Raw genomic sequence first — 21,982 nt, 5'->3', positions numbered from 1 at the left:
ACCCCGGTTTCCCGAATTCGACCTGTTATGACGGTCAGCCCTGCTCAAAACTTGGAAGGGTCTCGGGCGTTCCGCCCAGCGCGACGATCAACTGGCTTGCGCGCTGGCGCAAAGTCGTATCGGTTTCCGCATCCAAAATGATTGATTGCAGGCGGTCCAGCGCCGCCTCGGTCGCACCTTCGGCAACGTCGATCAACGCCAACTGCTCTTCCGACAGCAGGCGCAACGGTGCACCGGGCTGTGCCAGAGCTTCGAACTGTAGGCGGCGATCCGCCGCCGGAAGGCTGTCAGACTGCAGCGTCAGCGCCTTGAACGTCGCGATATCACGATAGATCCGCGGCAGGTCGCCGTTTGTCGCGATGGCTTCAAGCTTGGTGACCGCCTGATCGGTCTGATCAGAGTTGGCCAGCGCCGACGCCGTCAGAAAATCCAGAATGGCCGCGCCCCCGGGGGTTCCGGGTTCGACGTCACTCAAGGCCACCGCCCGTCCGGCGGGATCGTTGGCAGCCAAAGACGCGATGATATCATCGCCCAGCTTTTCCGCCGCCGCCGTCTGACTGGCCTTGCGATATTCGTTGTATGCGGCGGCCCCGACGATGGCGATAATGACCACAACGGCGATCCAGCCATAGCGTTTGAGGATGACGAACATCCGGTCGCGGCGGACCTCTTCGGTCACCTCTTCGATGAAACTGTCGGTATCGCTCATGCCTGCCCCCGATGCGCCCCGCTTTCAGGCGGGTCCTTTCCCGCCCAATCCGGACGAATTTCCTTCTATTACCCCGCATCCGGCGACAAGCCAAGTAGCGCAGGCCGCACAAAAAGCGTTCCGCTGACCGCTTTTGCCAAAAAAATAATCTAAACTGGTCAGTTTAGTCTGGACACCGCAGGGTCAAAAACCCATCTCACCAGTAGTCGACAAGTTTAGCGCACAACTAATTTGGAAAGGCGCCCAATGCGTTTGGTTCCGTTCATCACTGCCCTTCTGGTGACCGCCGGTCTGTATCTGGCCGTTTTTGAACGGGATACCGTTCTCGCCTATGCACGGGGTGCCGGTGCCGCCGAAACCGCCCCGCAAGAGGACGCCGTAGAACAGGACGACGCTCCGGACGTGGTCGAAGCCGCCAGCAACGCGGTTGGCGTTGTGGCGATCCGGTCGGTGGCAACCCCGATCGACAGCGCTGTGATCCTGCGCGGTGATACACAGGCGTCCCGCCGGGTTCAGGTCCGGTCTGAAACCAGCGCCATTGTGAACTCCGAGCCCCTACGCAAGGGGCGGTACATCGAAAAGGGCGAGGTTCTGTGCCAGCTTGACCCGGGCACCCGCGAGGCATCGTTGGCCGAAGCCCACGCCATGCTGGCCGAAGCGCGCAGTCATGTCCCCGAATCCGATGCCAACCTCGAAACGGCGCGGGCCCGTCTGGAAGAGGCGCAGATCAACTGGAACGCCGCTGAAAAGCTTGCCGCCGGTGGATACACATCCGAAACAAGCAAAGCCGGGGCCGCCGCTGCAGTGCGCGCCGCCGAAGCCGGTGTTGAATCGGCAAAGGCCGGCCTTGAATCTGCCCAGGCCGGAATCGAATCAGCACAGGCCAAGTTCGCCGCTGCCCAGCGCGAAATCGAACGCCTGACCATTATGGCCCCATTCGAAGGTCTGCTCGAATCCGACACCGCCGAAATCGGCAGCCTTCTGCAAGCCGGTGGCCTGTGCGCCGAGATCCTGCAGCTCGACCCGATCAAGGTCGTTGGATACGTGCCCGAAACCGAAGTGAACCGCGTGCAAGTCGGCGCGATAGCCGGGGCTGAACTGGCCACCGGCCTTCGGGTTCAGGGGCGGGTGACCTTCCTCAGCCGATCCGCCGACCCGACCACGCGCACCTTTCTGGTCGAAGTCACGGTGGAAAACACAGACCTGGCGATCCGCGATGGCCAGACCGCGACCATCGCGATTGGGGCCGAGGGCATCAAAGCCCACAAAGTTCCGCAATCCGCACTGACCCTGAACAATGATGGTCAGTTGGGCATTCGCGCCGTGGCATCGGGTAATCTGGTCAAGTTCCACCCGGTCCGCCTGCTGCGCGATGATATCGATGGCGTCTGGATCGGCGGCCTGCCCGAAACGGCGGATGTCATCGTCGTGGGTCAGGATTTCGTGATTGATGGCGTTCATGTCACGCCGACCTATCGGGAGGCCGCGCAATGACCGGCATGGTCGCATGGGCCGCACAACACGCGCGGATGGTCATGGCGTTCATCGCGCTGTCGCTGATCATCGGCGGGTTTGCCTATGCCAACCTGCCGAAAGAGGGCGAACCGGATATCGACATCCCAATGCTCTATATCTCGGTCCAGTTCCCCGGCATCTCGGCAGAAGACTCCGAAAGCCTGCTGGTCAAACCGATGGAAAAAGAGCTCGTTGATGTCGACGGGCTCGATTCGATGACAGCCACCGCTGCCGAAAACCACGCCAGCGTGCTGATGGAGTTCGAATTTGGCTGGGACAAAAGCGCAACCATCGCCGATGTCCGCGACGCGATGAACTCGGCCCAGGCCGAATTCCCCGATGGCGCCGACCAGTACACGATCTCGGAAATCAACTTTTCCGAATTCCCGATTGTCATCGTTAACCTGACCGGCGACGTGCCTGAACGCACAATGGCCCGCATCGCGAAAGACCTGCAGGACGATATCGAATCTCTGGACGCCGTGCTTGAGGCTGGAATCGCCGGCAACCGCGACGAGATGGTCGAAGTCACCATCGATCCGCTGCGGCTGGAATCCTATAACGTCACCGCTGCCGAACTGATCAACGTGGTACAAAACAACAACCAGCTGATCGCAGCAGGCGAGGTCGAGACGGCGCAAGGCACGTTCTCGGTCAAAATCCCGGGATCGTTCAACGATGTAAGCGATGTCTATCGCCTGCCAGTCAAGACAAACGGCGACCGCGTGGTGACACTGGGTGAGCTGGCCGAGATCAATTACACCTTTGAAGACCGCGCTGGCACGGCACGCTTTGACGGGATCAACACGGTCGCGTTGCAGGTGGTCAAGCGCAAGGGCTACAACCTGATCGACACTGTCGCCGAGGTCAAAACCGTTGTCGCGGATGCGCAGATGAAATGGCCGCCCGAACTGCAGTCGGCCATTCAGGTCGGTACGTCAAACGACCAGAGCCGCGTCGTGGGGTCGATGGTCAGCCAGCTGGAAGGATCGGTTCTGACGGCTGTAGCGCTGGTCATGATCGTGGTTCTGGCCGCCTTGGGCAGCCGCGCCGCATTGCTTGTGGGCTTTGCGATTCCAACGTCATTCCTGTTGTGCTTTGCCTTCCTCGCCCTGATGGGGGTCAGCATTTCCAACATCGTCATGTTCGGTTTGATCCTTGCAGTGGGGATGCTGGTCGACGGCGCCATTGTGGTCGTCGAATATGCCGACAAACGCATCGCCGAAGGCATCGGCCCGATGCACGCCTATGTCGAAGCAGCCCAGCGGATGTTCTGGCCCATCGTGTCGTCCACCGCGACAACTTTATGCGCCTTCCTGCCGATGCTGTTCTGGCCGGGTGTCCCGGGTGAATTCATGGGCATGCTGCCGGTCACGCTGATCTTCGTGCTGTCCGCCTCACTGGTCGTGGCTCTGATTTATCTTCCGGTCATGGGCGGCGTCACGGGTCGGATCAGCCGCGTGTTCGGATCAATCTCTGACGTGTTGCGCGCGCGCCTGCCTTGGGTTGTACGCGCCGTTCTGGTTCCGCCGTCGCTGTACCTGATGTTCCTTGGTGCGATGCAGATTTTGAACCCGTTCTACCTGATTCCAGCGGCCGCAGCCGTTCCGGCCGCCGTCGGATCGATCGCCGGAGCCGTCATTTTCCTGCTCGGCGCATTTGCCGGGTCGGTCACCCTGACTGCAGCGCGACTTGAGCGCGCCCCGCGCAAGGTCAAAACATCCAAAGGCCACACACCATTCGGTTGGGTGATCTGGACCATAGCCGGTAACCCGGTAATGCCCGTGGTGACCATCGCGGCAGTGTTTGCCGGGGTGATCTATATTGCCACCGTTCTGTTCCCTGCAAATTCCAAAGGCGTCGAATTTTTCGTTGAATCGGAACCCGAACAGGCCACTGCCTATGTCCGCGCCCGGGGCAACCTGTCGCTGATCGAAACCGACGCCATGGTCATGGCCACGGAAAACATCATCGCCGCACACCCCGCGGTTATCAACGTCTTTGCCTTCGCAGGCGAAGGTGGGCTGGACACCGGCGGCCCCGGTGGCGGCCAGTCGCCTGCCGACACCGTCGGTCAGGTCCAGTTCGAAATGATCCCGTGGGAAGATCGCCCGACCCAGACCGAGACCTGGTTCAACGGGCGCTTCACCCGGCAGGTCACCGCTGCCGATTTCGACGGCACCAATGTCATCGCCGAACTGAATGCCGAGCTGGCCAAACTCCCCGGCTTCATCGCCGAGATCGAGCCTCTGGAACAAGGCCCCGGTCAGGGCAAACCGGTGCATCTGCGGATCAAGGGCGACAACTGGGATGACCTGACGGCCGCCGCCAACACCGCGCGCGAACATTTTGAAACCGTCCCGGGCCTGATCAAGATCGAAGACACCCTGCCCCTGCCCGGCATCGACTGGCAGATCGACGTTGATGTCGAAAAAGCAGGTCGGTTCGGCGCAGATGTCGCCACCGTTGGTGCCATGGTCCAGCTTGTGACCCGTGGTATCCTGCTGGACACGATGCGCGTGGAAAGCAGCGATGACGAGATCGAGATCCGTGTGCGCCTGCCCGAGAAATACCGGGTGCTGTCAACGCTCGACACGCTCAAGGTTCGCACTCAGGACGGCCTGGTGCCGCTGTCAAACTTCATCACCCGCAAACCGGTTAAGAAACTGGCCTCGATCAGCCGGGTCGATCAGGAACGGTATTTCGATGTCAAAGCCGACGTCGTTGCCGGCATGGTCAAGCTGGTCGCCGCTGATGCGGACACGGGCGACGACATCACCTTGGCCACAGCCCACACACTCGGCCAGGGCATGGCTCCCATGGGCGAACTGGTCGAAGGCCCCGACGACACACGTTATGATCACGTCACGCTGGACGGGGCCGAAACGATCGGCGCGCTGCGCGATGCGCTGGACACCGGCAATGTGCGTGCGGTTCCGGTCAATCCAACCGAACGGATCGCGGTTCTGACCGAATGGCTGAACACCTCCCCATTCGCCAATACCGTCAACTGGGAGTGGACCGGCGATCAGGAAGAACAGGCCGAATCCGGCGCCTTCCTGCAGAACGCGTTTCTTGGCGCCCTGGGCCTGATGTTCATCATCCTGCTGACCCAGTTCAACAGTTTCTATAACTCGATTCTGGTGTTGCTCGCGGTCATCCTGTCGACCACCGGTGTTCTGATCGGGATGATGGTCATGCAACAGCCGTTTTCGATCATCATGACCGGAACCGGCATCGTGGCCTTGGCGGGAATCGTGGTGAACAACAACATTGTCCTGATCGACACCTATCAGGAGTTCAGCCAGTATATGCCCCGGATCGAGGCCATCGTGCGCACTGCCGAGGCCCGGATTCGCCCGGTTCTGCTGACCACGATCACCACGATGGCGGGCCTGACCCCGATGATGTTCGGACTCAGCTTTGATTTCATCGGCGGCGGCTATTCCATCGACAGTCCGACAGCGCTGTGGTGGAAACAGCTGGCAACGGCGGTGGTTTTCGGTCTGGGGATCGCAACGGTGCTGACGCTGATCGTGACCCCGTCGTTCCTTGCGATCCGGGTCTGGGTGACAACCTATATCCGCCTGTTCGGTCGTGGCATTGCCCGCATAACTGCAGGACGCTCCAGCCGGATCGCGCGCGACATGCGCCTGAACCGAGCTGCGCGCAAAACAAAAACGACCGAGATTATCTGGGATGACATGTCAGAACCGAAACTGGTCAAAAGCCCGCAAGATGCAGAACCGCACCGGGTTTCGACCAAACCTTTGCGGGCCGCCGAGTGATTCGGTACCCAGTTTTTTCGCTGCGCCCGCGCTCTTGTCGAAACCGGCCAGATCGTCATTGTTTCGCCAGAGATCCTAAACAACGGGTTAAGCGGGCTTTACTGTTCACGAAATGGATGTAAACCGCCCGGCAACAGCAAATTGTTGTCGCCCGAACAAGCAAATGCGGCAAGAGTTTGGCAAGTTCGTCAAATTCGGCCATATTGTTTGGGACATCAGCGAGGATTGAGACATGAAAACCATTTTCCTGAGCGCGGTCGCTGCCGCAACAACGCTTGCCGTGACTGCAGTTCCGGCTGCTGCCCAGTCCACCAGCTGGTGGTCCAGTTTCTGGGGCGGCTGGAGTCGCGGTGATTATCACGATGGCGGCAGAACACGGTCATCGGTTCCGGAAATCGACGCCTCAACCGGCCTTCTGGCGTTGGCCGCCGTCGGCGCGGCACTGCTGCTGGCGCGGGAAGTAAAGCGACGCCGCAAGAAAAGCTGATTGGGCCGGGCGTCAACCTAAGCAAATCAGATAAGAGACCAGTCGCCGCCAATCAGGGCGGCGATTGCTATTGTGGCATTGGCCACGGCATGCGCGATGATCGCATCCGCCAGCCTGCCCCGCCGCATTGCCACCAAGGCAAAAATGACCCCGGCGATCCCCGCTTCGACGATCCGTCCATGCAGGACTGCAAAGGCCAGGCTTGAAACGGCGACAGCAATAACTTTGTGCGTTGTTTTCCCGTTGCTGAGGAACCCAAGCAGGTAACCGCGAAAGAACGCCTCTTCAATTACCGGCACCAGGACAGTCGTTCCAATGATCCGCGCGACAACCCACACAGCAAAAGCCCCGGCCCCAAGGGTTTCAAGCCCCGGCACCCCTGCCCCGTGCTTGGCCGTCAACAGCCACCCGGCCCCAACCACCAATCCGGCACCAATCGCGACCGGGTCCAACCGCCACTCAAGCCGCAGAAACGGCTTGCGGAAAACCCACAACACGCCCGCCATCAAAACCGCCTGAAGCGGATAGCCCAAGGCGGGGTTTTGCCAGAATGTATTGACCAGAAGCCCTGACAACATGAACACCAGAAACGGTGCGATTTGCGCTGCTGCCAGATCTTCGCGCAACGGCACGACACCAGCCGGGCCGCCATCGCCTGAGACGTCCACCGGGTCACGGTGCAGCGATGACACCACCTGGACAACCCACAACACCCCCAGCGCCAACAGGGTGAAAAACAACCAACCCGCAAAACTGTGAAACCCGTTCACCGCCAGATCCGGAGAAACATGCGCCCCGATCAGGATCAGGGCCGATATCCGGATGACGTTGAACACCCAGCTGACCAGAAGCGCCAAAGGAAACACAATCAACCAGAACGGACGCTGGCGCAGCGTGTCGCGCATCAACACGGCATAGATCGCCAGAAACCCGGTTGTCAGTGCAAAGCCTTCGATCCCCGAACAGGATCCGGCGACTTCGACGATGAAATCATCGACCCCAATGCTGGACGCTTCGGGGTTCAGCAGAACATGGTTCCCCAACAATGCAAGCACCACCGCGACTCCGTAGAACGTCGCGACCAGTAGCCCCTTCATCGACCACCAGAGCGGATCAAGCGCAGCGGCCAGGTCGGGGATGAAGGCCGCCGCAAGAATAACCGGAAACAACGCCGCGCCGCCATTTCGCAGCCATCGTAAAAGGTGGTGATGCGGCAAAAGCCAAAGCAGACCGCCGATACCCGCCAGCGTCGCCCCCCCTGTCAACGTGAAGAAATAGGTTCTGAAGTTTTGGTTCAGCTCCGCTGCATCTGCCGTGATCCACGGCAGAAAGATCAGCCCAAGCCCGGCCAGATGCACAATGGCCCACACGCGCGAGCCATAGTCGATCTGAGTTGCTTCGATCAATTGTCGCCGCAAGGCCGGACGAAACCAAAGAAACAGCCCCGCAGCCGCAAAGGCGCACATACCGCGCACCATCGCACTGCGCAGGGCGCGGCAGGCTGTTTCGATATCAGTCAGCCGGCACTCTACAGACGAGAACACCTGAAACACCAATACAATTGCCAAGACTTCCGCCGAAAAAAGGACGGTCAGCCAGAATAACCGGGTCTTCAAAGCAATGCCTCACCTAGACGCGCGTGGGGTTGTCGGACTCTAGCAATAGCGCATCATCATGGCAAAGATTGGAACGGTTCAGGCAGTTTTTCGGGCATCACGGACCTACGCCGCTTCGTCCGACTGTTGCCGTGTCCAAAGCTGGGCGTACCGACCCTTCTGCGTCAGCAGATCCTCGTGCCGGCCCCGCTCGATGATTTCACCTTTTTCCAGAACCACGATCTGATCGGCCTCGGCAATCGTACTCAGCCGGTGCGCAATCGTGATCACCGTGCGCCCCTCGCCCGCCAGCGACAGGGCATCTTTGATTTCCTGCTCGGTATCGGTGTCCAACGCGCTGGTCGCTTCGTCCAGCAGCAGGATCGGCGGGTTCTTGAGCAACGTACGCGCAATGCCGACACGCTGCTTTTCACCACCCGACAGCTTCAGACCGCGCTCGCCAACTTTGGTCTCATAGCCTTCCGGCAGGGTCACGATGAAATCGTGGATCTGAGCCGCGCGCGCGGCGTCTTCGACCTGCTCCTGCGTCGCACCGTCGAGACCATAAGCGATGTTGTATCCAATGGTGTCGTTGAACAGCACGGTGTCCTGCGGCACGACCCCGATGGCCTTGTGCAGACTCGACTGCGTGACATCGCGCACATCCTGCCCGTCGATCTTCAGCGACCCGCCCGTGACATCATAGAACCGGAACAACAGCCGACCGATTGTGGACTTGCCCGACCCTGTCGCGCCGACAATCGCGACGGATTTTCCAGCCGGAACCGTCAGGCTGACGCCCTTCAGAATCTCCCGCGTGTCTTCATAGCCAAATCGTACGTTTTCAAGGGTAACTTCCCCACCTTGTACATTTAGAGCACGCGCACCGGGTTTGTCGCTGACCTCGGCAGGTTGTTCCAAAAGGTCAAACATCTGGCCCATATCGACAAGGCTTTGACGGATCTCACGATACACTGTGCCAAGGAAGTTCAGCGGGATGGTGATCTGCACCATATAGGCGTTCACCATCACGAAATCGCCCACCGTCAGTGATCCGTTCTGAACCCCGATGGCCGCCAGAACCATAACGCCAATCAGCCCAAGTGTGATCAAAAACGATTGACCAAAATTCAAAAACGCCAACGAATAGGCAGTCTTAAGCGCTGCTTGCGCATAGGCCCGCATCGACACGTCATAGCGTTTAGCTTCCCGCTCTTCGGCGCTGAAATACTTGACGGTTTCATAGTTCAGCAGGCTGTCGATGGCCTTTTGATTGGCATCCGTGTCCTGATCATTCATCTCGCGCCGCAGTTTCACACGCCACTCAGTCACGGCGAACGTGAACCAGACATAAAGTGCAATCGTGGTGGCCACGATGACCAGATACCAGACGTCAAACAAAACCGTCAGGATAATCGCAACCAACACCAGCTCCAGGATCAAAGGCCCGACGCTAAACAGCAGAAAACGTAGAAGAAATTCGACGCCCTTGACGCCGCGCTCGATGATACGGCTCAGCCCACCGGTCTTGCGGCTAATGTGATAGCGCATCGATAAACGGTGAATATGCCGGAAGGTTTCCAACGCCAGCCGCCGCAAAGCACGCTGAGCCACAGGCGCAAAAATCGCATCGCGAAGCTGCTGGAATCCGACAGTCATCATGCGTGCAACGCCATAGGCCACAGTCAATCCGATTGCGCCCAAAGCGAGCGGAGGAATACCGCCATCTTTGGCCAGCGCGTCAACTGCGCCTTTGTACAAAACGGGCGTATAGACTGCGATCAACTTGGCCACGACCAAAACGACCAGTGCCAGAACAACACGGCGTTTCACCCAAGGTTGATCATCGGGCCACATATAGGGCGCGACCTTACGGATCGTGCGCCAGCCTGACTGCCGTTCGTCAACTGTCACGTCATCGGGAGTTGGGGTCATGATGTTTCCTTGCCTCAGCCGACACATAGGCCAGCGTCAGACCATTGACCAGTGCGGCCAAAAGCAACCTAGTCCGGGACAGAGAACACTTGTCCGGGGTAAATCAAATCCGGATTGCGGATGCTGTCGCGGTTAGCGTCGAACACTTTTACGTACAAAACGCCATCGCCATACCGGTCACGCGATATCGCCCAAAGCGTATCCCCCTTCTGAACGGTTACGGCCCGGATCGGCGGGGCTGCGCCCGGTTCCTGGGACACGGCAGGCAGCAAAACCTCGGGCGCTTCACGCTTGAATGGGGTTTCCAAACGGCTGACAACATCGCCTTGTGCGTTCAGCGCGTCCAGTCGAAGCGTATAGATGCCGGGTTCGATCCCGTCCAACTCGCCCTTCCATTTGCCATCCTCACCTGCACCCATATCGGTGACGGCTTGGTTGTCCAGATACACCCGCACAATCGCGCTTTCACCAGCGCGGCCGGTCAGCTGCACTTCGCCTTCTTCAGAGTAACTGATGGTTTCCAGAGTGATTTCGCTGAGCACCTCGGGACGTGGAGCAGTGCCAGACTGGATCAGTTCAACGCCATCCGCATCGGCTCGCAACACGGCGATTGATCTGGTTTCGGGAACCGGGGCGGGCGCGTCTTCGACCACGGCTTCGGGTTCGGCCTTGGCCGGTGTATCCGGAACGGAAGGTTGAACAGGTGCCGCCGCGTCGGTTGTTTTGATTGGCGGTTCAGGTCGCGGTTTTGGCGCGATCGTTGGGTCAGCAACGGCTTCTTTGACCGGCTCGACCTCTTGTTTGGGGTCTGCACTGGTCACGACCTGCTCTGCACCGTCTGTCTTAGCCGGGTCTGCCGGGGCGTCAGCCGTTTGCGTATCTGCAACGACCGGATCATCCTGAACCACTGGCTGTTCGAGAACGACCGCGCTTTCTTCGGCTTCGGCGACGGTTGTTTCGGCCTGGGTCGGCTCTGGAGCGGGTTCGGGCTGCGGCTTGGCAACCGCGATTGCGGTTTCTTCTGCCTCGGGCGCGGGGTCTGTGGGTACGGCCGTTGGCTCGACATCCTGTTCTGTCGTCGCCTCAGCTTTCGGCGTTTCAACAGGGCCCGGCGCTACCGGCTCAACTGCTGCAACCTGTTCATCCACCGGTTCTGCGGCGGCAACATCCTCGGCATCCGGTTCAACCTCGGGTTCAGGTGCAACCTCAACCACCTTCTCGGGTCCCGGTTCGGTAACTTCGGCGGACTCAACTTCGGCCACTTGCGGTTCCGGCTCAGGTTCAGCGCGAGGAGTCGGTGCGAGGATGATCTGGTCTTCGGACAGCACTTTTTGACCGGCCAGTTCTGCAATCATCGACAGGATTCGTGGCGCATCACTGGGCGGGAGCGACAAGAACGATACGAAACTGCCGCTTGCATCGACCTCGAACTGGTCCTGAACGGCCTCGTCCAGCAACAGCGACACCTTGCTGCCAGCCGTGCCTGTACCGGCGATAACAGTGGTGCCGTCAGCCTCAACCCGCACCACATCAAAACTGGGGGCTGCGAGTTCCGGCAAAACAGGCTCAGATGCTGGCTCTGGTTCTGGCTCAGCTTGGGCAACAGGATCTTCAGCAGGCTCGGGTTCAGTTACAGGCTCCGGTTCGGCTTCAACAACAGGTTCTGGGTCCGGCTCGGCTTTGAGTACGGGTTCAGGAATTGGCTTATCTACTGTGTCCTGCGGGGCTTGAACCGGGTCCTGAGGCATGACCACCAATTCGACGGGGTCGCTCACCCGGCCATCAAAGACGCCTGCGAAATATGCGCCGCCTGCAACAACTGCCGAAACGGCACCTGCAACTGCAACCCAACCAATGGTCCCCAAACCACCGCCTCCGGCTGATGCCGCCATTTTCTTCCCTTTCCCCCAAGACCTGCGTGACGCCCCGTTGAGCCTGCCCATCATTCCCGCTATCAGGGAAGAAATTACGCCGTTCTTCCCCTTGACAACAGTACGAAAGGCCGAGCCATGCCCGTCAAATCCGTGTGTGTGTATTGTGGATCACGTGCAGGGGCAATGCCTGCCTATGCGCAAGATGCCCAAGAACTTGGCAAAAACCTTGCTGACGAGGGCTGGAGGCTGGTTTACGGCGCCGGTGATGTCGGCCTGATGGGCGAAGTTGCCCGCGCCGCTCAGGCTGCCGGGGGGGACACATTCGGCGTCATCCCCCAACATCTGGTTGACTGGGAAGTCGGCAAAACCGACCTGACACGCTATATCGTCACCGAAACCATGCACGAGCGCAAAAAGGTCATGTTCATGAATGCCGATGCGGTTGTTGTTTTGCCCGGCGGCGCCGGATCGCTGGATGAGTTGTTCGAGGCTTTGACATGGCGCCAACTTGGCCTGCATTCAAAACCGATCGTGATCCTGAACTCGGGCGGATACTGGGACACATTGAAGGCGTTGATTGACCACGTCATCGCACAAGGCTTTGCCGACGCGTCTCTGGCAGACTTCTTGTCCTGGGCCGATACTCCTGACGACGCCATGCGTAACCTACGCGTCGCGCTGGCCTGACCGGCGGATTATAGCCCATTTTCGGCCTGTCGCGAATCCGGCGCGATGCGGACCAAACCCCGCAATGGGTTGATAAACAAGGCTTCTTAGGCAATGCCGCGTTTCATGAGCGCGGTTTGCATTTCTGTTGACGCGACTTCCCTTGTTGTCGGGGCATACCCGACGTGTAGAAATTGCATCAGGGAAGAGACCAGAATTCACCATACAGCCATCTTCAAATGACCCGGCGACGGTGGGTTTCTGAGTTTAGTTATTATGTATGAGGTTAAGATATGTGCGGATTTTGTGAGCAGGCCGAACTCCTGGAAGATTGCGGAGTGGACGGCTTGGGATCGCTGAAGGTCACTTTGGAGGATGCCGGACGCCCGGCAGACCGGTTGATCCCGGGCGACATCACCACCACAGCGACGATTGCCGTTGGCGACTCGGTCGATGAATCACTGGAAACCCTTGGCGACAAGGACTGGTTCCAGATTGATCTTTCAGCGGGTGAGTGGATTTCGATCAGCCTGCGCGGCGTTGACCACACAGCCGGCGATGGCCTTCCCGGCGTAGAAGATCCACTGGTCCGCCTGCGCGACAGCAACGGCAACATCGTGGCAACCGATGATGACGGCGGTGTTGGCCTGAACTCTCTGCTGTCCGTCTCGGTCGAAGTCTCGGGCACGTATTACATCGAAGTTGACTCGTGGCGCAGCCAGTCCACCGGCAACTATCGCCTTGGCGTCACCGCCGCGACCGCGCCCAGCCCGGTCGATGCCGTGCAAGGCAGCAACTGGTTGGACGACAGCGACACATTGCTTGTCTACTTCGCGCAAGAAGGAGATATCTACAACGACTTCGGCGACATCTATGAAGCCAGCGGTGTCAACGCCTACGAACAGGGTCAAATCTGGTCGGTCTTCGAGCAGGTCGAAACCTTTGCCGATATCGATTTCGAGATCACGACCAACCGCGCCGCCGCCGACCTTGAATTTGCAACCACCAAATTGGCGTCCTCGCCGTCGGGCACTTTGCTCGGCTTTTTCAACTTTCCAGATTCGAACGGCGACGGCGGGTTTGGCGTTCTGAACAACAATGCTGACAGCTTCCCGCTGTGGAACGACACACCCGGCGGCACCCTGGACACGGGCGGCTTCATGTTCAGCGTTATCGTACATGAATTGGGCCATGGTCTGGGACTGGGCCATCCGCACGACAACGGCAACGGCACATCAGTCATGCTGGGCGTGTCCGACTCGGGCGACCGGGGGGATTACGAGCTGAACTCTGCCCCCTATACGATCATGACCTATACCGAAGGGTCGACAATCGCGGGCGTCGCCAGCACCACAGCCTCGACCGGCCACGCGGCGTCGTATGGCGCTCTGGACATCGCGGCCCTGCAGAACTTTTATGGCGCAAACACCAGCCATGCGTCGGGTGACGACATTTATGTTCTGGATGATAGCAACGTCACCGGCTCAGGCGCGGGATACTATGCAATCTGGGACACCGACGGGACTGACGAAATCCGGTACAATGGCACCAGCGATGCAGTGATCGATCTGCGCGCTGCGACCTTGCAGTACGAAGACGGCGGAGGCGGGTTCCTGTCCTATGTCGATGGTGTGATCGGTGGGCGGACCATCGCCAACGGAGTTGTTATCGAAAACGCGACCGGATCTTCGGGCGATGATGAAATCACCGGGAACGCAGCCGACAATCGCCTAAACGGTCGGAACGGCGATGACATTATCTTTGGACTGGACGGTCGGGATACATTGGTTGGTGCAGGTGGATCGGATGACATGTCCGGCGGTCTTGGCAATGACCGCCTGAACGCCGGTGCCGGAAATGATACGGTGTCGGGCGGAGACGGGCGCGATATTCTGACTGGCGGCCTGGGGTCAGACGACCTGTTCGGCGATGAGGGTAACGATATATTTCGGTTTACCCTTGGAGATGGCGACGACTATATGGATGGTGGCGACGGTATCGATGTCTGGGTGGCGCGCGGCTTTAGCTCCACCACGTTTGACATTGTGCAATCCGGCATGTCGGACTGGACGGTCACCCATTCCGAGACCGGCGAGACTGATATCCTGACCAACATTGAAAAACTGCGCTTCGACGATACGGTGTATTCGGCCTGATCGCTTCATAACTCAGGGTCGCCCGGAACCTTGGGCTAACGAACGCATAGAACGAATAACGCCCGGGGACCCCCCGGGCGTTTCAATATTCGAACGGACGCTGTGATTACATCCGCGAAGCGACGTTTTCCCAGTTCACCAGATTGTCGAGGAAGTTCGACAGGTAGACAGGGCGCTTGTTGCGGAAATCGATGTAATACGAATGCTCCCACACGTCACAGCCCAGCAGTGCGGTCTGGCCAAAGCACAGCGGGTTCACGCCGTTCTCTGTCTTCGTCACTGCCAGCGCCCCATCGGCCTTTTTGACCAGCCAGGCCCAGCCCGATCCGAACTGACCCGCGCCGGCAGCCGAAAACTGCGACTTGAATTCGTCGACCGAGCCAAAGCTTTCGATCAGCGCCTTTTCAAGCTCACCCGGCATGGCATTGCCGTCCGGGCCCATCATTTCCCAGAACTGGTTGTGGTTCCAAAGTTGGCTGATGTTGTTGAAGATACCATTCTGCGCCACGGCGCCGGCGTCATAGGTGCCGGTAATGATCTCTTCCAACGACTTGTCGGCCCACTCGGTGCCTGCGATCAGCTTGTTGCCGTTGTCGACATAAGCCTTGTGGTGCAGATCGTGGTGAAATTCCAGCGTTTCTGCCGACATGCCCTTGGCTGCTAGTGCGTCATGTGCATAAGGAAGATCGGGTAGTTCAAAAGCCATCTTGGCCCCCTGCTGAATTGGTTGCGTTTCCCCGATTTACATGCGGCGATGCTGCTGGCAGGTCAAGGGTTATGGCCATAAAAGGATCAATCTAGGTCCGGAATATGAGGCAATCGACATGCTGACGCGGGTGAGAAAAGCGATATACCGGATGCGGGGCCACGTTTCAGGCAGGCTGGCAGACGAAGAATTCCGGCTTGATCCCTATCATTCCAAGTTCTGGCACAAGGCCGCTTCGGGCACGTGGGAGCCTGAAACCTTTGCCATCCTGCGCGATCATCTGGACAAAAACCACGACTATCTCGACATCGGGGCCTGGATCGGCCCAACCGTACTTTATGGCGCGCGCAAAGCCCGACACGTCTGGTGTTTCGAACCCGATCCGGTCGCCTTTCGGCACCTGGCCTGGAACATCGAATTGAACGGGATGACCAATGTCTCGGCCTTTTCCGCTGCTTTGTCTGAAGACTTCGGTGTGGCCCGCATGGCCAGCTTCGGGGGCGAGGCTGGCGACAGCATGACAAGCCTGCTGAATGCGAATGGTCGAGGCGGCAATGATGTGCTGACCCTTGGATGGGAGCAGTTTGCGGGTGCCGTCGACTTGTCGGGCGTGTCGCTGGTCAAAATGGACATCGAAGGTGCCGAATTCTCGGTGCTGCCAACGCTGATCCCGTGGTTGAAGGAAAACCGCCCTGCCCTGTTCCTGTCCACCCATGCACCTTTTCTGGACGACGGTTCGCGCGCCAAACAAATGGCGGACCTGTTCGAACAGTTGTCGTTCTACGACCAATGCCAGGACGAGACGGGCAAGCCCGTGTCAGCGGTCTCCGTAACAGATGCGCGATATCTTGACCGTTTCCCGACTTTCCTATTTTCGGGACAGTAGTCTCTCAATTGGCCACGTCATAATTCCGGCATGGCATTGCATTCAAACTGGTTACGCCTTCTTGGGGAAGGATGTGACAGGCTTGCACGATAGCAGTCCGTCTAGGCTACCACCGTTGACCAAACGCGGTGGAGATGTACTGCGAACAGTTCCGGTCATGGATTTCGGATCAAATTTGATACGAAACGATCCCCCATACTGTACCCAGCTGTTGTCGGAATTTGAAAACTCCAAGACAACGATATCACACCGTCACTACCGACCTTCTGTTTCGCGCTCGCCATCTTGTCTTGTCGAAAAGTTAGGGGATCTAACGCCGGAACTTTCGATGCACCTTCAATGATCTGAAAAAACAAAGATGAGGGTTTAATTCCTCTGGTTTTGTATCCACTGGCCCCGGTAAAATCTGCGTCGCACTCATATATCTGTCCCGCTGCAGACGCCTGCGAAGCGGTCGAGGACAAGCACGCAGCCCCTGCGAATACCAAGGTCAAAAGAAGTTTTGAACACCGCATCGTTTTCCTCACTTTTTTCATAGTCTGCTGACCACTTCGACAAATTGAATTGCCGATCTTCATAGGGCCGGTCAACCAAAACAACGTTTAACAGAATAGTCGACGAAATTGAATTAACCGACCCTTTGTTATCGTTGTGAAACCCTGGCAGGTTGCCTCAACAGATCGCCGACACTGAAGTCAGGCACCTGCGCCGAATAGCTAATGACATAGGTACTGTTGCGTCCTTTTGATCCCTTCAGCGCCCAATCAAACCGATGACCTGTTTCACTTTCCTTAATGTCCGCCACCGGAACTGGTGCGAGATGCACTTTTTTAGCAACAACGCCAAAGGTAAAAGCCGCGTTTATTACATCATCAACAGCCAGAATAATTCGGAGTGGCACCGCGCCTCCGTTCGACCCGTCTGTGAACTCACAATCATAAGCGATTACAGATGCAGTCCCTGCCGCGCCCAACAAAATGCACACCATTGAAAAAGGGCTTTACTTGCCGCCCCAATGCAATTCGCCACCCAGTTATCAACTGGATGGCGACAAATGCAAAATGCGAATTAACGCAGGTCAGCGTCAAACCTGAATCAATCAGAAAACGTCGACAGCTGATCCCGACGCAGCCGCCGTTTTGAGAAGGGTGAATGCGTACTCGGCGACCGAGCGGAAGCAGATTACGCAAAAGGTGTTTTCGTCTTCCATCCAAACGGCCGCCGCAATCTGTGCCATGCGCGTGCGCCGGAACTGGCCGGGTTCAAAGCTGCCTGGTGCAAAATCCACCGGGCACAGTTTGGCCATGACCTCGCGGGCTGCCGGACCCGTTACGCGAAACTGCGCGCGCGCATCGGAAACGTCCACAACGAGGCTGTGGGTCGTTCCCAGCGCCGTCGTCATCGTGCCGACCGCTGCCCCCGCGTCCGCATAGTCACACATCACCAGCGCCTCATCCGGCGACATCCAGGCGATGGATCCGGTTTTTCCGCTGGCGATGGTCAGCGGCGATGGCATCTTGCCACCTGTCACCCCGGTCGCGGCCTTTTTGACGGCTGCGGCGGACAGGTCACCACGTAGGGTGATCATGCCCTTCAGCCCGCAGTCTTCGACCCGGACCAGACCGCAAAAGGCCGAGCCGCTAAGTGCGCTTACAGGTTCAGACATTCTGCTTTTCCCCGTCCTTGTCGTAGAACACCGGGTCTACGATCGTTGCGGTATAGATCTTGCCATCGGTGCCGGGGAATTCCAGCACCTCGCCCATGCGATCAGGGCCATTCAGAACCAGACCCATCGCAATCCCCTTGTTCAGGTTCGGCGAGTAATACGTCGATGTGACGCGTCCGACCATATTACGCTGGCCATTCGCGTTCACGCCCTCGCCAACAGCATAGGCGCCGTCTGGCAGCACCGAACCGTCAGTGGTCTCTAACCCGACAAGCTTCCAGCGGGTCGGATCAGTCATATGGCTGCGCTGCTGAGCCCGCTTGCCAAGGAAATCTTCTTTCTTTTTCGAGATTGCCCAGTTCAGCCCCAGATCCTGTGGAATCACGGTGCCGTCACTTTCATCCCCGATCATGATAAAGCCCTTTTCGGCGCGCAGAATGTGCAGTGTCTCGGTACCGTAAGGCATCATGCCAAACCCATCGCCCGCCGACCTGAGCGCATTCCAAAGCGCCTGCCCCTGGCTTGCTGAAACGGCGATTTCATAGCTGAGCTCGCCTGAGAACGAGATCCGATAGATCCGCACATCAAAACCGCCCAAGATGCCATCGCGCCATTCCATGAACGGCAGATCGTCTTTACCGACATCCATGCCACCCAGTTTTTCCAGCACGGCGCGGGCCTTGGGGCCGACCACGGCAATCTGCGCGAACTGTTCGGTCACGTTGGCAACGTAGACCTTCCAGTCCCACCATTCGGTCTGCAGCCATTCTTCCATATGCGCATGGATCCGCTCGGCCCCGCCTGTGGTGGTGTGGCAGAACCATGTGTCGTCATCGATCCGGGCAACCACGCCATCGTCGATCAGGAACCCGTTTTCACTGCACATCAGACCATAGCGGCATTTTCCCGGCTTCAGGTTGGACATCATGTTGGTGTACATCATGTCCAAGAACCGACCAGCATCCGGACCTTTGACAACGATCTTCCCAAGCGTCGAAGCGTCAAGAATTCCAACAGCTTCTCGCACGTTCCTGGTTTCGCGCATCACCGCGTCATGCACGGTTTCACCATCACGGACATAGGCATATGGACGCCGCCACTGGCCAACCGGTTCCCAGTCCGCGCCGTGTGCTTCGTTCCAGTCATGCATTGGCGTACGGCGGATCGGCTGAAAGACTTCGCCCCGCGCTTCGCCGCCAATCGACCCCATTGAAATTGGCGTATACGGCGGGCGAAACGTCGTCGTGCCGACCTGCGGAATCTTTGCATCCAGCGCATTCGCAAGCGTTGCGAGGCCGTTGATATTGCTTAGTTTTCCCTGATCGGTGGCCATGCCCAGTGTTGTGTACCGCTTTGTATGCTCAACACTTTCGTAGCCTTCACGCGCAGCCAGTTGGACGTCCGACACTTTCACGTCGTTCTGATAGTCCAGCCAGGTTTTGGTACGCAACTCCATTTCCGCATTGCGCGGCATCAGCCAGACCGGCTCCATCGGCGCATAAGCAGTATCTACGCCGCGCGGTGCGGCAGTGCGTTTCGCTTTGAAACCAGCGTCCTGCGTGGCTTTCTTACCTGCCGCAACGGCGTCAGACACGATCTCGCCCAGGTGCATTTCGCCGTTCGCGGTCCCTGCCGGAACAACAAAGCCCTGACCATCTGCTCCGGTGGGTGGGCGATTTGGATCGGGACGGAACTGAGACAGACTGTCATCCCAAGTCAGCTTGCCGCCGCAATGCGACCACAGATGCACAACCGGCGACCAGCCACCTGACATGGCGACCGCATCGCACGAGATCTCTTCCAAAGCGGCCCCGGTTCCGGCCTGTGCACAGATGGCCACTTTCTTGACCCGCTTGCCGCCGCTGACTTTGCCGATGGCCCGGCCGCAGTCGATACGGATGCCCAATTCGCGAGCCTGTTCCATCAATTCCCCGCCACCCGTATCGCGGGCATCCAGGATACGCAGCACATCGACGCCCATTTCCTTGAGGCAGATTGCGGTGCGATAGGCGTCGTCATTATTGGTGGCGACGATCACCTTGTCGCCCGGCGTCACGCCATAGTTAACAGCATAGTCCCGCATGGCCGCAGCCAGCATCACACCCGGCACGTCATTGCCAGCAAAAGACAACGGCCGCTCGATGGCCCCGGTCGCCGTGATGATCTGCTTGGCCCGGATCCGCCACAGGCGATGACGCGGTCCTTCCAACGACGGCGCGTGGTCCGTGACCCGTTCATAGCCCAACGCATACCCGTGATCATAGACACCCGCGCCCATGCAGCGCAGGCGCATGGTGACGTTGTCCATCGCTTCAAGCTCGGTCACGAGGATCGCGATATAATCCGCAACGGCTGTGCCATTCACCGTGCCGCCATCAACCGGCGCACGGCCACCCCAATGGGCAGTCTGTTCCAGCACCATAACCTTGGCGCCGGACTGCGCAGCTGTTTTTGCGGCCAGCAACCCGGCCACACCGCCGCCGATCACCAGAATATCGGTGAAGGCATAGAAATGTTCGTACCTATCCGCATCCCGGTCTTTCGGGGCCCGGCCCAGACCTGCGGATTGGCGGATGAAAGGTTCATAAATGTGCTTCCAGAACGGACGCGGGTGGATGAACATCTTGTAATAGAACCCAGCCGGCAGAAACCGGGCGAAGGCCTTGTTCACCGCGCCAATGTCGTATTCCAGACTGGGCCAGTGGTTTTGCGAGGCGGATTCCAGCCCGTCGAACAATTCGGTTGTGGTGGCGCGCTGGTTCGGTTCGAACCGGTCGCCAGAGCCCAGGCCCAGCAGGGCGTTGGGTTCTTCTGCTCCCGAGGCAACAATGCCGCGCGGACGGTGGTATTTGAACGACCGGCCAACAAGCATCTGGTCATTGGCCAGAAGCGCCGAGGCGAGCGTGTCGCCGGCAAAGCCCGTAAAGGATTTGCCGTTGAAGGTGAACTTGACCGGTTTTGAGCGGTCGATCAGACGGCCCTGATTGGCGAGACGGGTGCTCATTCACTGGCCCTTTCACAGGTGGCAGAGGTGGCATTTGGGTATTTGAAACAAGAAAGAAGCATCAGCCGAACAGCCTCCAGGTCCAGCCCGGGCGCTTGCCCGAAATCCGGTCGCAGATCTCTTTTGGCGGTTCGGTGGTCTGGGCCGAATATGTGCCGAACACTTCAAGCGTGTCGGTGGAACGGGCGGCATGAAACCACTTGCCGCAGCCTGCCGCATGGCGCCAGCGTTCGAAATGTACGCCGCGCGGGTTTTCACGCGCAAAGAGATAGTCCTGAAAGTCTTCGTCCGAAGACCCCGGACCGAAGCGTTTCAAGTGCGCTTCGCCGCCGGGGGACAGTTCGGTTTCGTCGGCATCAACGCCGCAATAGGGGCAATGAAGGATCAGCATCTGGCAACACCGTTCTTGAATTGGGCGGTCTGCGGGCCCATGTCAAAGTCATGCAGACATTTGTTATTCTCATTCTTGGATTGCTGGCGGTCGGTGGAACATTCGCATTTTTCGAACGTCGGCGCGGGCGAACTTTTCTGAAACATGACTTGAACCGGGACCGGATCAGCCCGCAGATGATGGCCGAGCGCGAGCGGGCTTTGCATCGGACTGACGGGCGCAGCGGTTACAACTAGTCTTACATGCACTAGCGGCCCTCCTTTGGTGGCAGGCTGGCGGCGTTGGCCAGCGAGAGCTCGGTTAGTTTTGCGCGTAGGGTATCGTTTTCAAAGGTGCCGGTGTCGAGTTCGACCATACCGCCCATCGGGCGCCCGGTGAACGACAGCGGCGCGGCCCCTGCGGCAAGCGCTTCGGCTTCGCGCGCTTTTCCCGGACGATACATTGCGCCCTCTTTCATGACACCACAGACCATGTTGCCGTAGAGCAGGAAGCACAGGCCGCCGAACATCTTCCTTTCCGACAGCCCCGGCTCGACACCCAGATCAGCGCGCATGGTGTCGGCCATTTGCTCAGAGAACGGCAACGCCAAAACCCTCCCTGAACG

At 58.7% G+C, this 21,982-nt stretch carries 17 protein-coding genes; 7 read left to right on the top strand and 10 right to left on the bottom strand.

Annotated features, from left to right (window positions below):
* Positions 1-34 precede the first annotated feature (34 nt).
* Complete coding sequence (locus FOY56_RS16560) at positions 35-709, bottom strand: tetratricopeptide repeat protein (RefSeq protein ID WP_146346977.1); 675 nt, start codon at positions 707-709, stop codon at positions 35-37.
* Between the two features lie 246 nt (positions 710-955).
* Here FOY56_RS16560 and FOY56_RS16555 point away from each other — a divergent pair, with 246 nt between their 5' ends.
* The 3 genes from FOY56_RS16555 (at position 956) to FOY56_RS16545 (ending at position 6,499) form a co-directional block, all read left to right on the top strand.
* Complete coding sequence (locus FOY56_RS16555) at positions 956-2,203, top strand: efflux RND transporter periplasmic adaptor subunit (RefSeq protein WP_146346976.1); 1,248 nt, start codon at positions 956-958, stop codon at positions 2,201-2,203.
* The gene (locus FOY56_RS16550; RefSeq protein WP_146346975.1) at positions 2,200-6,012 is read left to right on the top strand and encodes an efflux RND transporter permease subunit; all 3,813 of its coding nucleotides are present in this window, start codon (positions 2,200-2,202) and stop codon (positions 6,010-6,012) included. Before FOY56_RS16555 ends, FOY56_RS16550 begins: the two co-directional genes overlap by 4 nt.
* 232 nt (positions 6,013-6,244) lie before the next feature.
* Positions 6,245-6,499: a VPEID-CTERM sorting domain-containing protein gene (locus tag FOY56_RS16545; RefSeq protein ID WP_146346974.1), complete on the top strand. Its 255-nt coding sequence runs from the start codon at positions 6,245-6,247 to the stop codon at positions 6,497-6,499.
* A 26-nt stretch (positions 6,500-6,525) separates the two neighbouring features.
* On the opposite strand, the gene xrtE is transcribed toward FOY56_RS16545, so the two are convergent.
* The 3 genes from xrtE to FOY56_RS16530 all read right to left on the bottom strand — a co-directional run bounded on the left by xrtE (position 6,526) and on the right by FOY56_RS16530 (position 11,921).
* A complete protein-coding gene (gene xrtE / locus FOY56_RS16540) occupies positions 6,526-8,115 on the bottom strand; it encodes an exosortase E/protease, VPEID-CTERM system (protein WP_281288832.1) in 1,590 nt (529 codons plus the stop codon).
* Positions 8,116-8,220: 105 nt separating this feature from the next.
* Positions 8,221-10,029 (bottom strand): ABCB family ABC transporter ATP-binding protein/permease, encoded by a 1,809-nt coding sequence (locus FOY56_RS16535; RefSeq protein ID WP_146346972.1) that lies wholly within the window; start codon positions 10,027-10,029, stop codon positions 8,221-8,223.
* Positions 10,030-10,097: 68 nt separating this feature from the next.
* Positions 10,098-11,921 carry a LysM peptidoglycan-binding domain-containing protein gene (locus FOY56_RS16530; RefSeq protein WP_246139510.1) on the bottom strand — a complete coding sequence of 608 codons (1,824 nt, stop codon included), beginning with the start codon at positions 11,919-11,921 and terminating at the stop codon, positions 10,098-10,100.
* 117 nt (positions 11,922-12,038) lie between these two features.
* On the opposite strand from FOY56_RS16530, the gene FOY56_RS16525 reads away from it, so the two are divergent.
* Together FOY56_RS16525 and FOY56_RS16520 are read left to right on the top strand one after the other, a co-directional pair.
* Positions 12,039-12,590, top strand: coding sequence for an LOG family protein (locus tag FOY56_RS16525; protein WP_146346971.1), 552 nt, complete (start codon positions 12,039-12,041; stop codon positions 12,588-12,590).
* Positions 12,591-12,862: 272 nt separating this feature from the next.
* Complete coding sequence (locus FOY56_RS16520) at positions 12,863-14,725, top strand: pre-peptidase C-terminal domain-containing protein (protein WP_146346970.1); 1,863 nt, start codon at positions 12,863-12,865, stop codon at positions 14,723-14,725.
* 106 nt (positions 14,726-14,831) lie between these two features.
* Here FOY56_RS16520 and FOY56_RS16515 read toward each other — a convergent pair whose 3' ends face one another.
* Complete coding sequence (locus FOY56_RS16515) at positions 14,832-15,431, bottom strand: superoxide dismutase (RefSeq protein ID WP_146346969.1); 600 nt, start codon at positions 15,429-15,431, stop codon at positions 14,832-14,834.
* Positions 15,432-15,549: 118 nt separating this feature from the next.
* Here FOY56_RS16515 and FOY56_RS16510 point away from each other — a divergent pair, with 118 nt between their 5' ends.
* Positions 15,550-16,317, top strand: coding sequence for an FkbM family methyltransferase (locus tag FOY56_RS16510; RefSeq protein WP_146346968.1), 768 nt, complete (start codon positions 15,550-15,552; stop codon positions 16,315-16,317).
* A 643-nt stretch (positions 16,318-16,960) separates the two neighbouring features.
* Here the strand turns inward: FOY56_RS16510 and FOY56_RS16505 are convergent.
* From FOY56_RS16505 to FOY56_RS16490, 4 genes are all read right to left on the bottom strand, one after another.
* Entirely contained in the window at positions 16,961-17,218 is a 258-nt protein-coding gene (locus tag FOY56_RS16505) for a hypothetical protein (RefSeq protein WP_146346967.1), read from the bottom strand.
* Positions 17,219-17,416: 198 nt separating this feature from the next.
* A complete protein-coding gene (locus FOY56_RS16500; protein WP_146346966.1) occupies positions 17,417-17,983 on the bottom strand; it encodes a sarcosine oxidase subunit gamma in 567 nt (188 codons plus the stop codon).
* The gene (locus FOY56_RS16495) at positions 17,976-20,987 is read right to left on the bottom strand and encodes a sarcosine oxidase subunit alpha family protein (protein WP_146346965.1); all 3,012 of its coding nucleotides are present in this window, start codon (positions 20,985-20,987) and stop codon (positions 17,976-17,978) included. The genes FOY56_RS16500 and FOY56_RS16495 overlap by 8 nt, the downstream gene beginning before the upstream one ends.
* A 61-nt stretch (positions 20,988-21,048) precedes the next feature.
* Positions 21,049-21,378: a sarcosine oxidase subunit delta gene (locus FOY56_RS16490; protein ID WP_146346964.1), complete on the bottom strand. Its 330-nt coding sequence runs from the start codon at positions 21,376-21,378 to the stop codon at positions 21,049-21,051.
* 50 nt (positions 21,379-21,428) lie between these two features.
* On the opposite strand from FOY56_RS16490, the gene FOY56_RS16485 reads away from it, so the two are divergent.
* Positions 21,429-21,614 carry a hypothetical protein gene (locus tag FOY56_RS16485; protein WP_146346963.1) on the top strand — a complete coding sequence of 62 codons (186 nt, stop codon included), beginning with the start codon at positions 21,429-21,431 and terminating at the stop codon, positions 21,612-21,614.
* A gap of 11 nt (positions 21,615-21,625) precedes the next feature.
* Here FOY56_RS16485 and FOY56_RS16480 read toward each other — a convergent pair whose 3' ends face one another.
* Positions 21,626-21,961, bottom strand: a complete 336-nt coding sequence (locus FOY56_RS16480) for a TfoX/Sxy family protein (RefSeq protein WP_246139509.1) — start codon at positions 21,959-21,961, stop codon at positions 21,626-21,628.
* Between the last annotated feature and the right edge of the window lie 21 nt (positions 21,962-21,982).

Origin of the sequence: Falsiphaeobacter marinintestinus, from assembly GCF_007923355.1 — a bacterium.
Classification (GTDB): domain Bacteria; phylum Pseudomonadota; class Alphaproteobacteria; order Rhodobacterales; family Rhodobacteraceae; genus Phaeobacter_A; species Phaeobacter_A marinintestinus.
This window is presented reverse-complemented; position numbering and strand designations above follow the sequence as displayed.

What these genes read in the sequence shown, in the direction of transcription:
- FOY56_RS16560 (WP_146346977.1), bottom strand. Translation starts at nt 709, where the DNA reads ATGAGCGATACCGACAGTTTCATCGAAGAGGTGACCGAAGAGGTCCGC.
- FOY56_RS16555 (WP_146346976.1), top strand. Translation starts at nt 956, where the DNA reads ATGCGTTTGGTTCCGTTCATCACTGCCCTTCTGGTGACCGCCGGTCTG.
- FOY56_RS16550 (WP_146346975.1), top strand. Translation starts at nt 2,200, where the DNA reads ATGACCGGCATGGTCGCATGGGCCGCACAACACGCGCGGATGGTCATG.
- FOY56_RS16545 (WP_146346974.1), top strand. Translation starts at nt 6,245, where the DNA reads ATGAAAACCATTTTCCTGAGCGCGGTCGCTGCCGCAACAACGCTTGCC.
- FOY56_RS16535 (WP_146346972.1), bottom strand. Translation starts at nt 10,029, where the DNA reads ATGACCCCAACTCCCGATGACGTGACAGTTGACGAACGGCAGTCAGGC.
- FOY56_RS16530 (WP_246139510.1), bottom strand. Translation starts at nt 11,921, where the DNA reads ATGGCGGCATCAGCCGGAGGCGGTGGTTTGGGGACCATTGGTTGGGTT.
- FOY56_RS16525 (WP_146346971.1), top strand. Translation starts at nt 12,039, where the DNA reads ATGCCCGTCAAATCCGTGTGTGTGTATTGTGGATCACGTGCAGGGGCA.
- FOY56_RS16520 (WP_146346970.1), top strand. Translation starts at nt 12,863, where the DNA reads ATGTGCGGATTTTGTGAGCAGGCCGAACTCCTGGAAGATTGCGGAGTG.
- FOY56_RS16515 (WP_146346969.1), bottom strand. Translation starts at nt 15,431, where the DNA reads ATGGCTTTTGAACTACCCGATCTTCCTTATGCACATGACGCACTAGCA.
- FOY56_RS16510 (WP_146346968.1), top strand. Translation starts at nt 15,550, where the DNA reads ATGCTGACGCGGGTGAGAAAAGCGATATACCGGATGCGGGGCCACGTT.
- FOY56_RS16500 (WP_146346966.1), bottom strand. Translation starts at nt 17,983, where the DNA reads ATGTCTGAACCTGTAAGCGCACTTAGCGGCTCGGCCTTTTGCGGTCTG.
- FOY56_RS16495 (WP_146346965.1), bottom strand. Translation starts at nt 20,987, where the DNA reads ATGAGCACCCGTCTCGCCAATCAGGGCCGTCTGATCGACCGCTCAAAA.
- FOY56_RS16490 (WP_146346964.1), bottom strand. Translation starts at nt 21,378, where the DNA reads ATGCTGATCCTTCATTGCCCCTATTGCGGCGTTGATGCCGACGAAACC.
- FOY56_RS16485 (WP_146346963.1), top strand. Translation starts at nt 21,429, where the DNA reads ATGCAGACATTTGTTATTCTCATTCTTGGATTGCTGGCGGTCGGTGGA.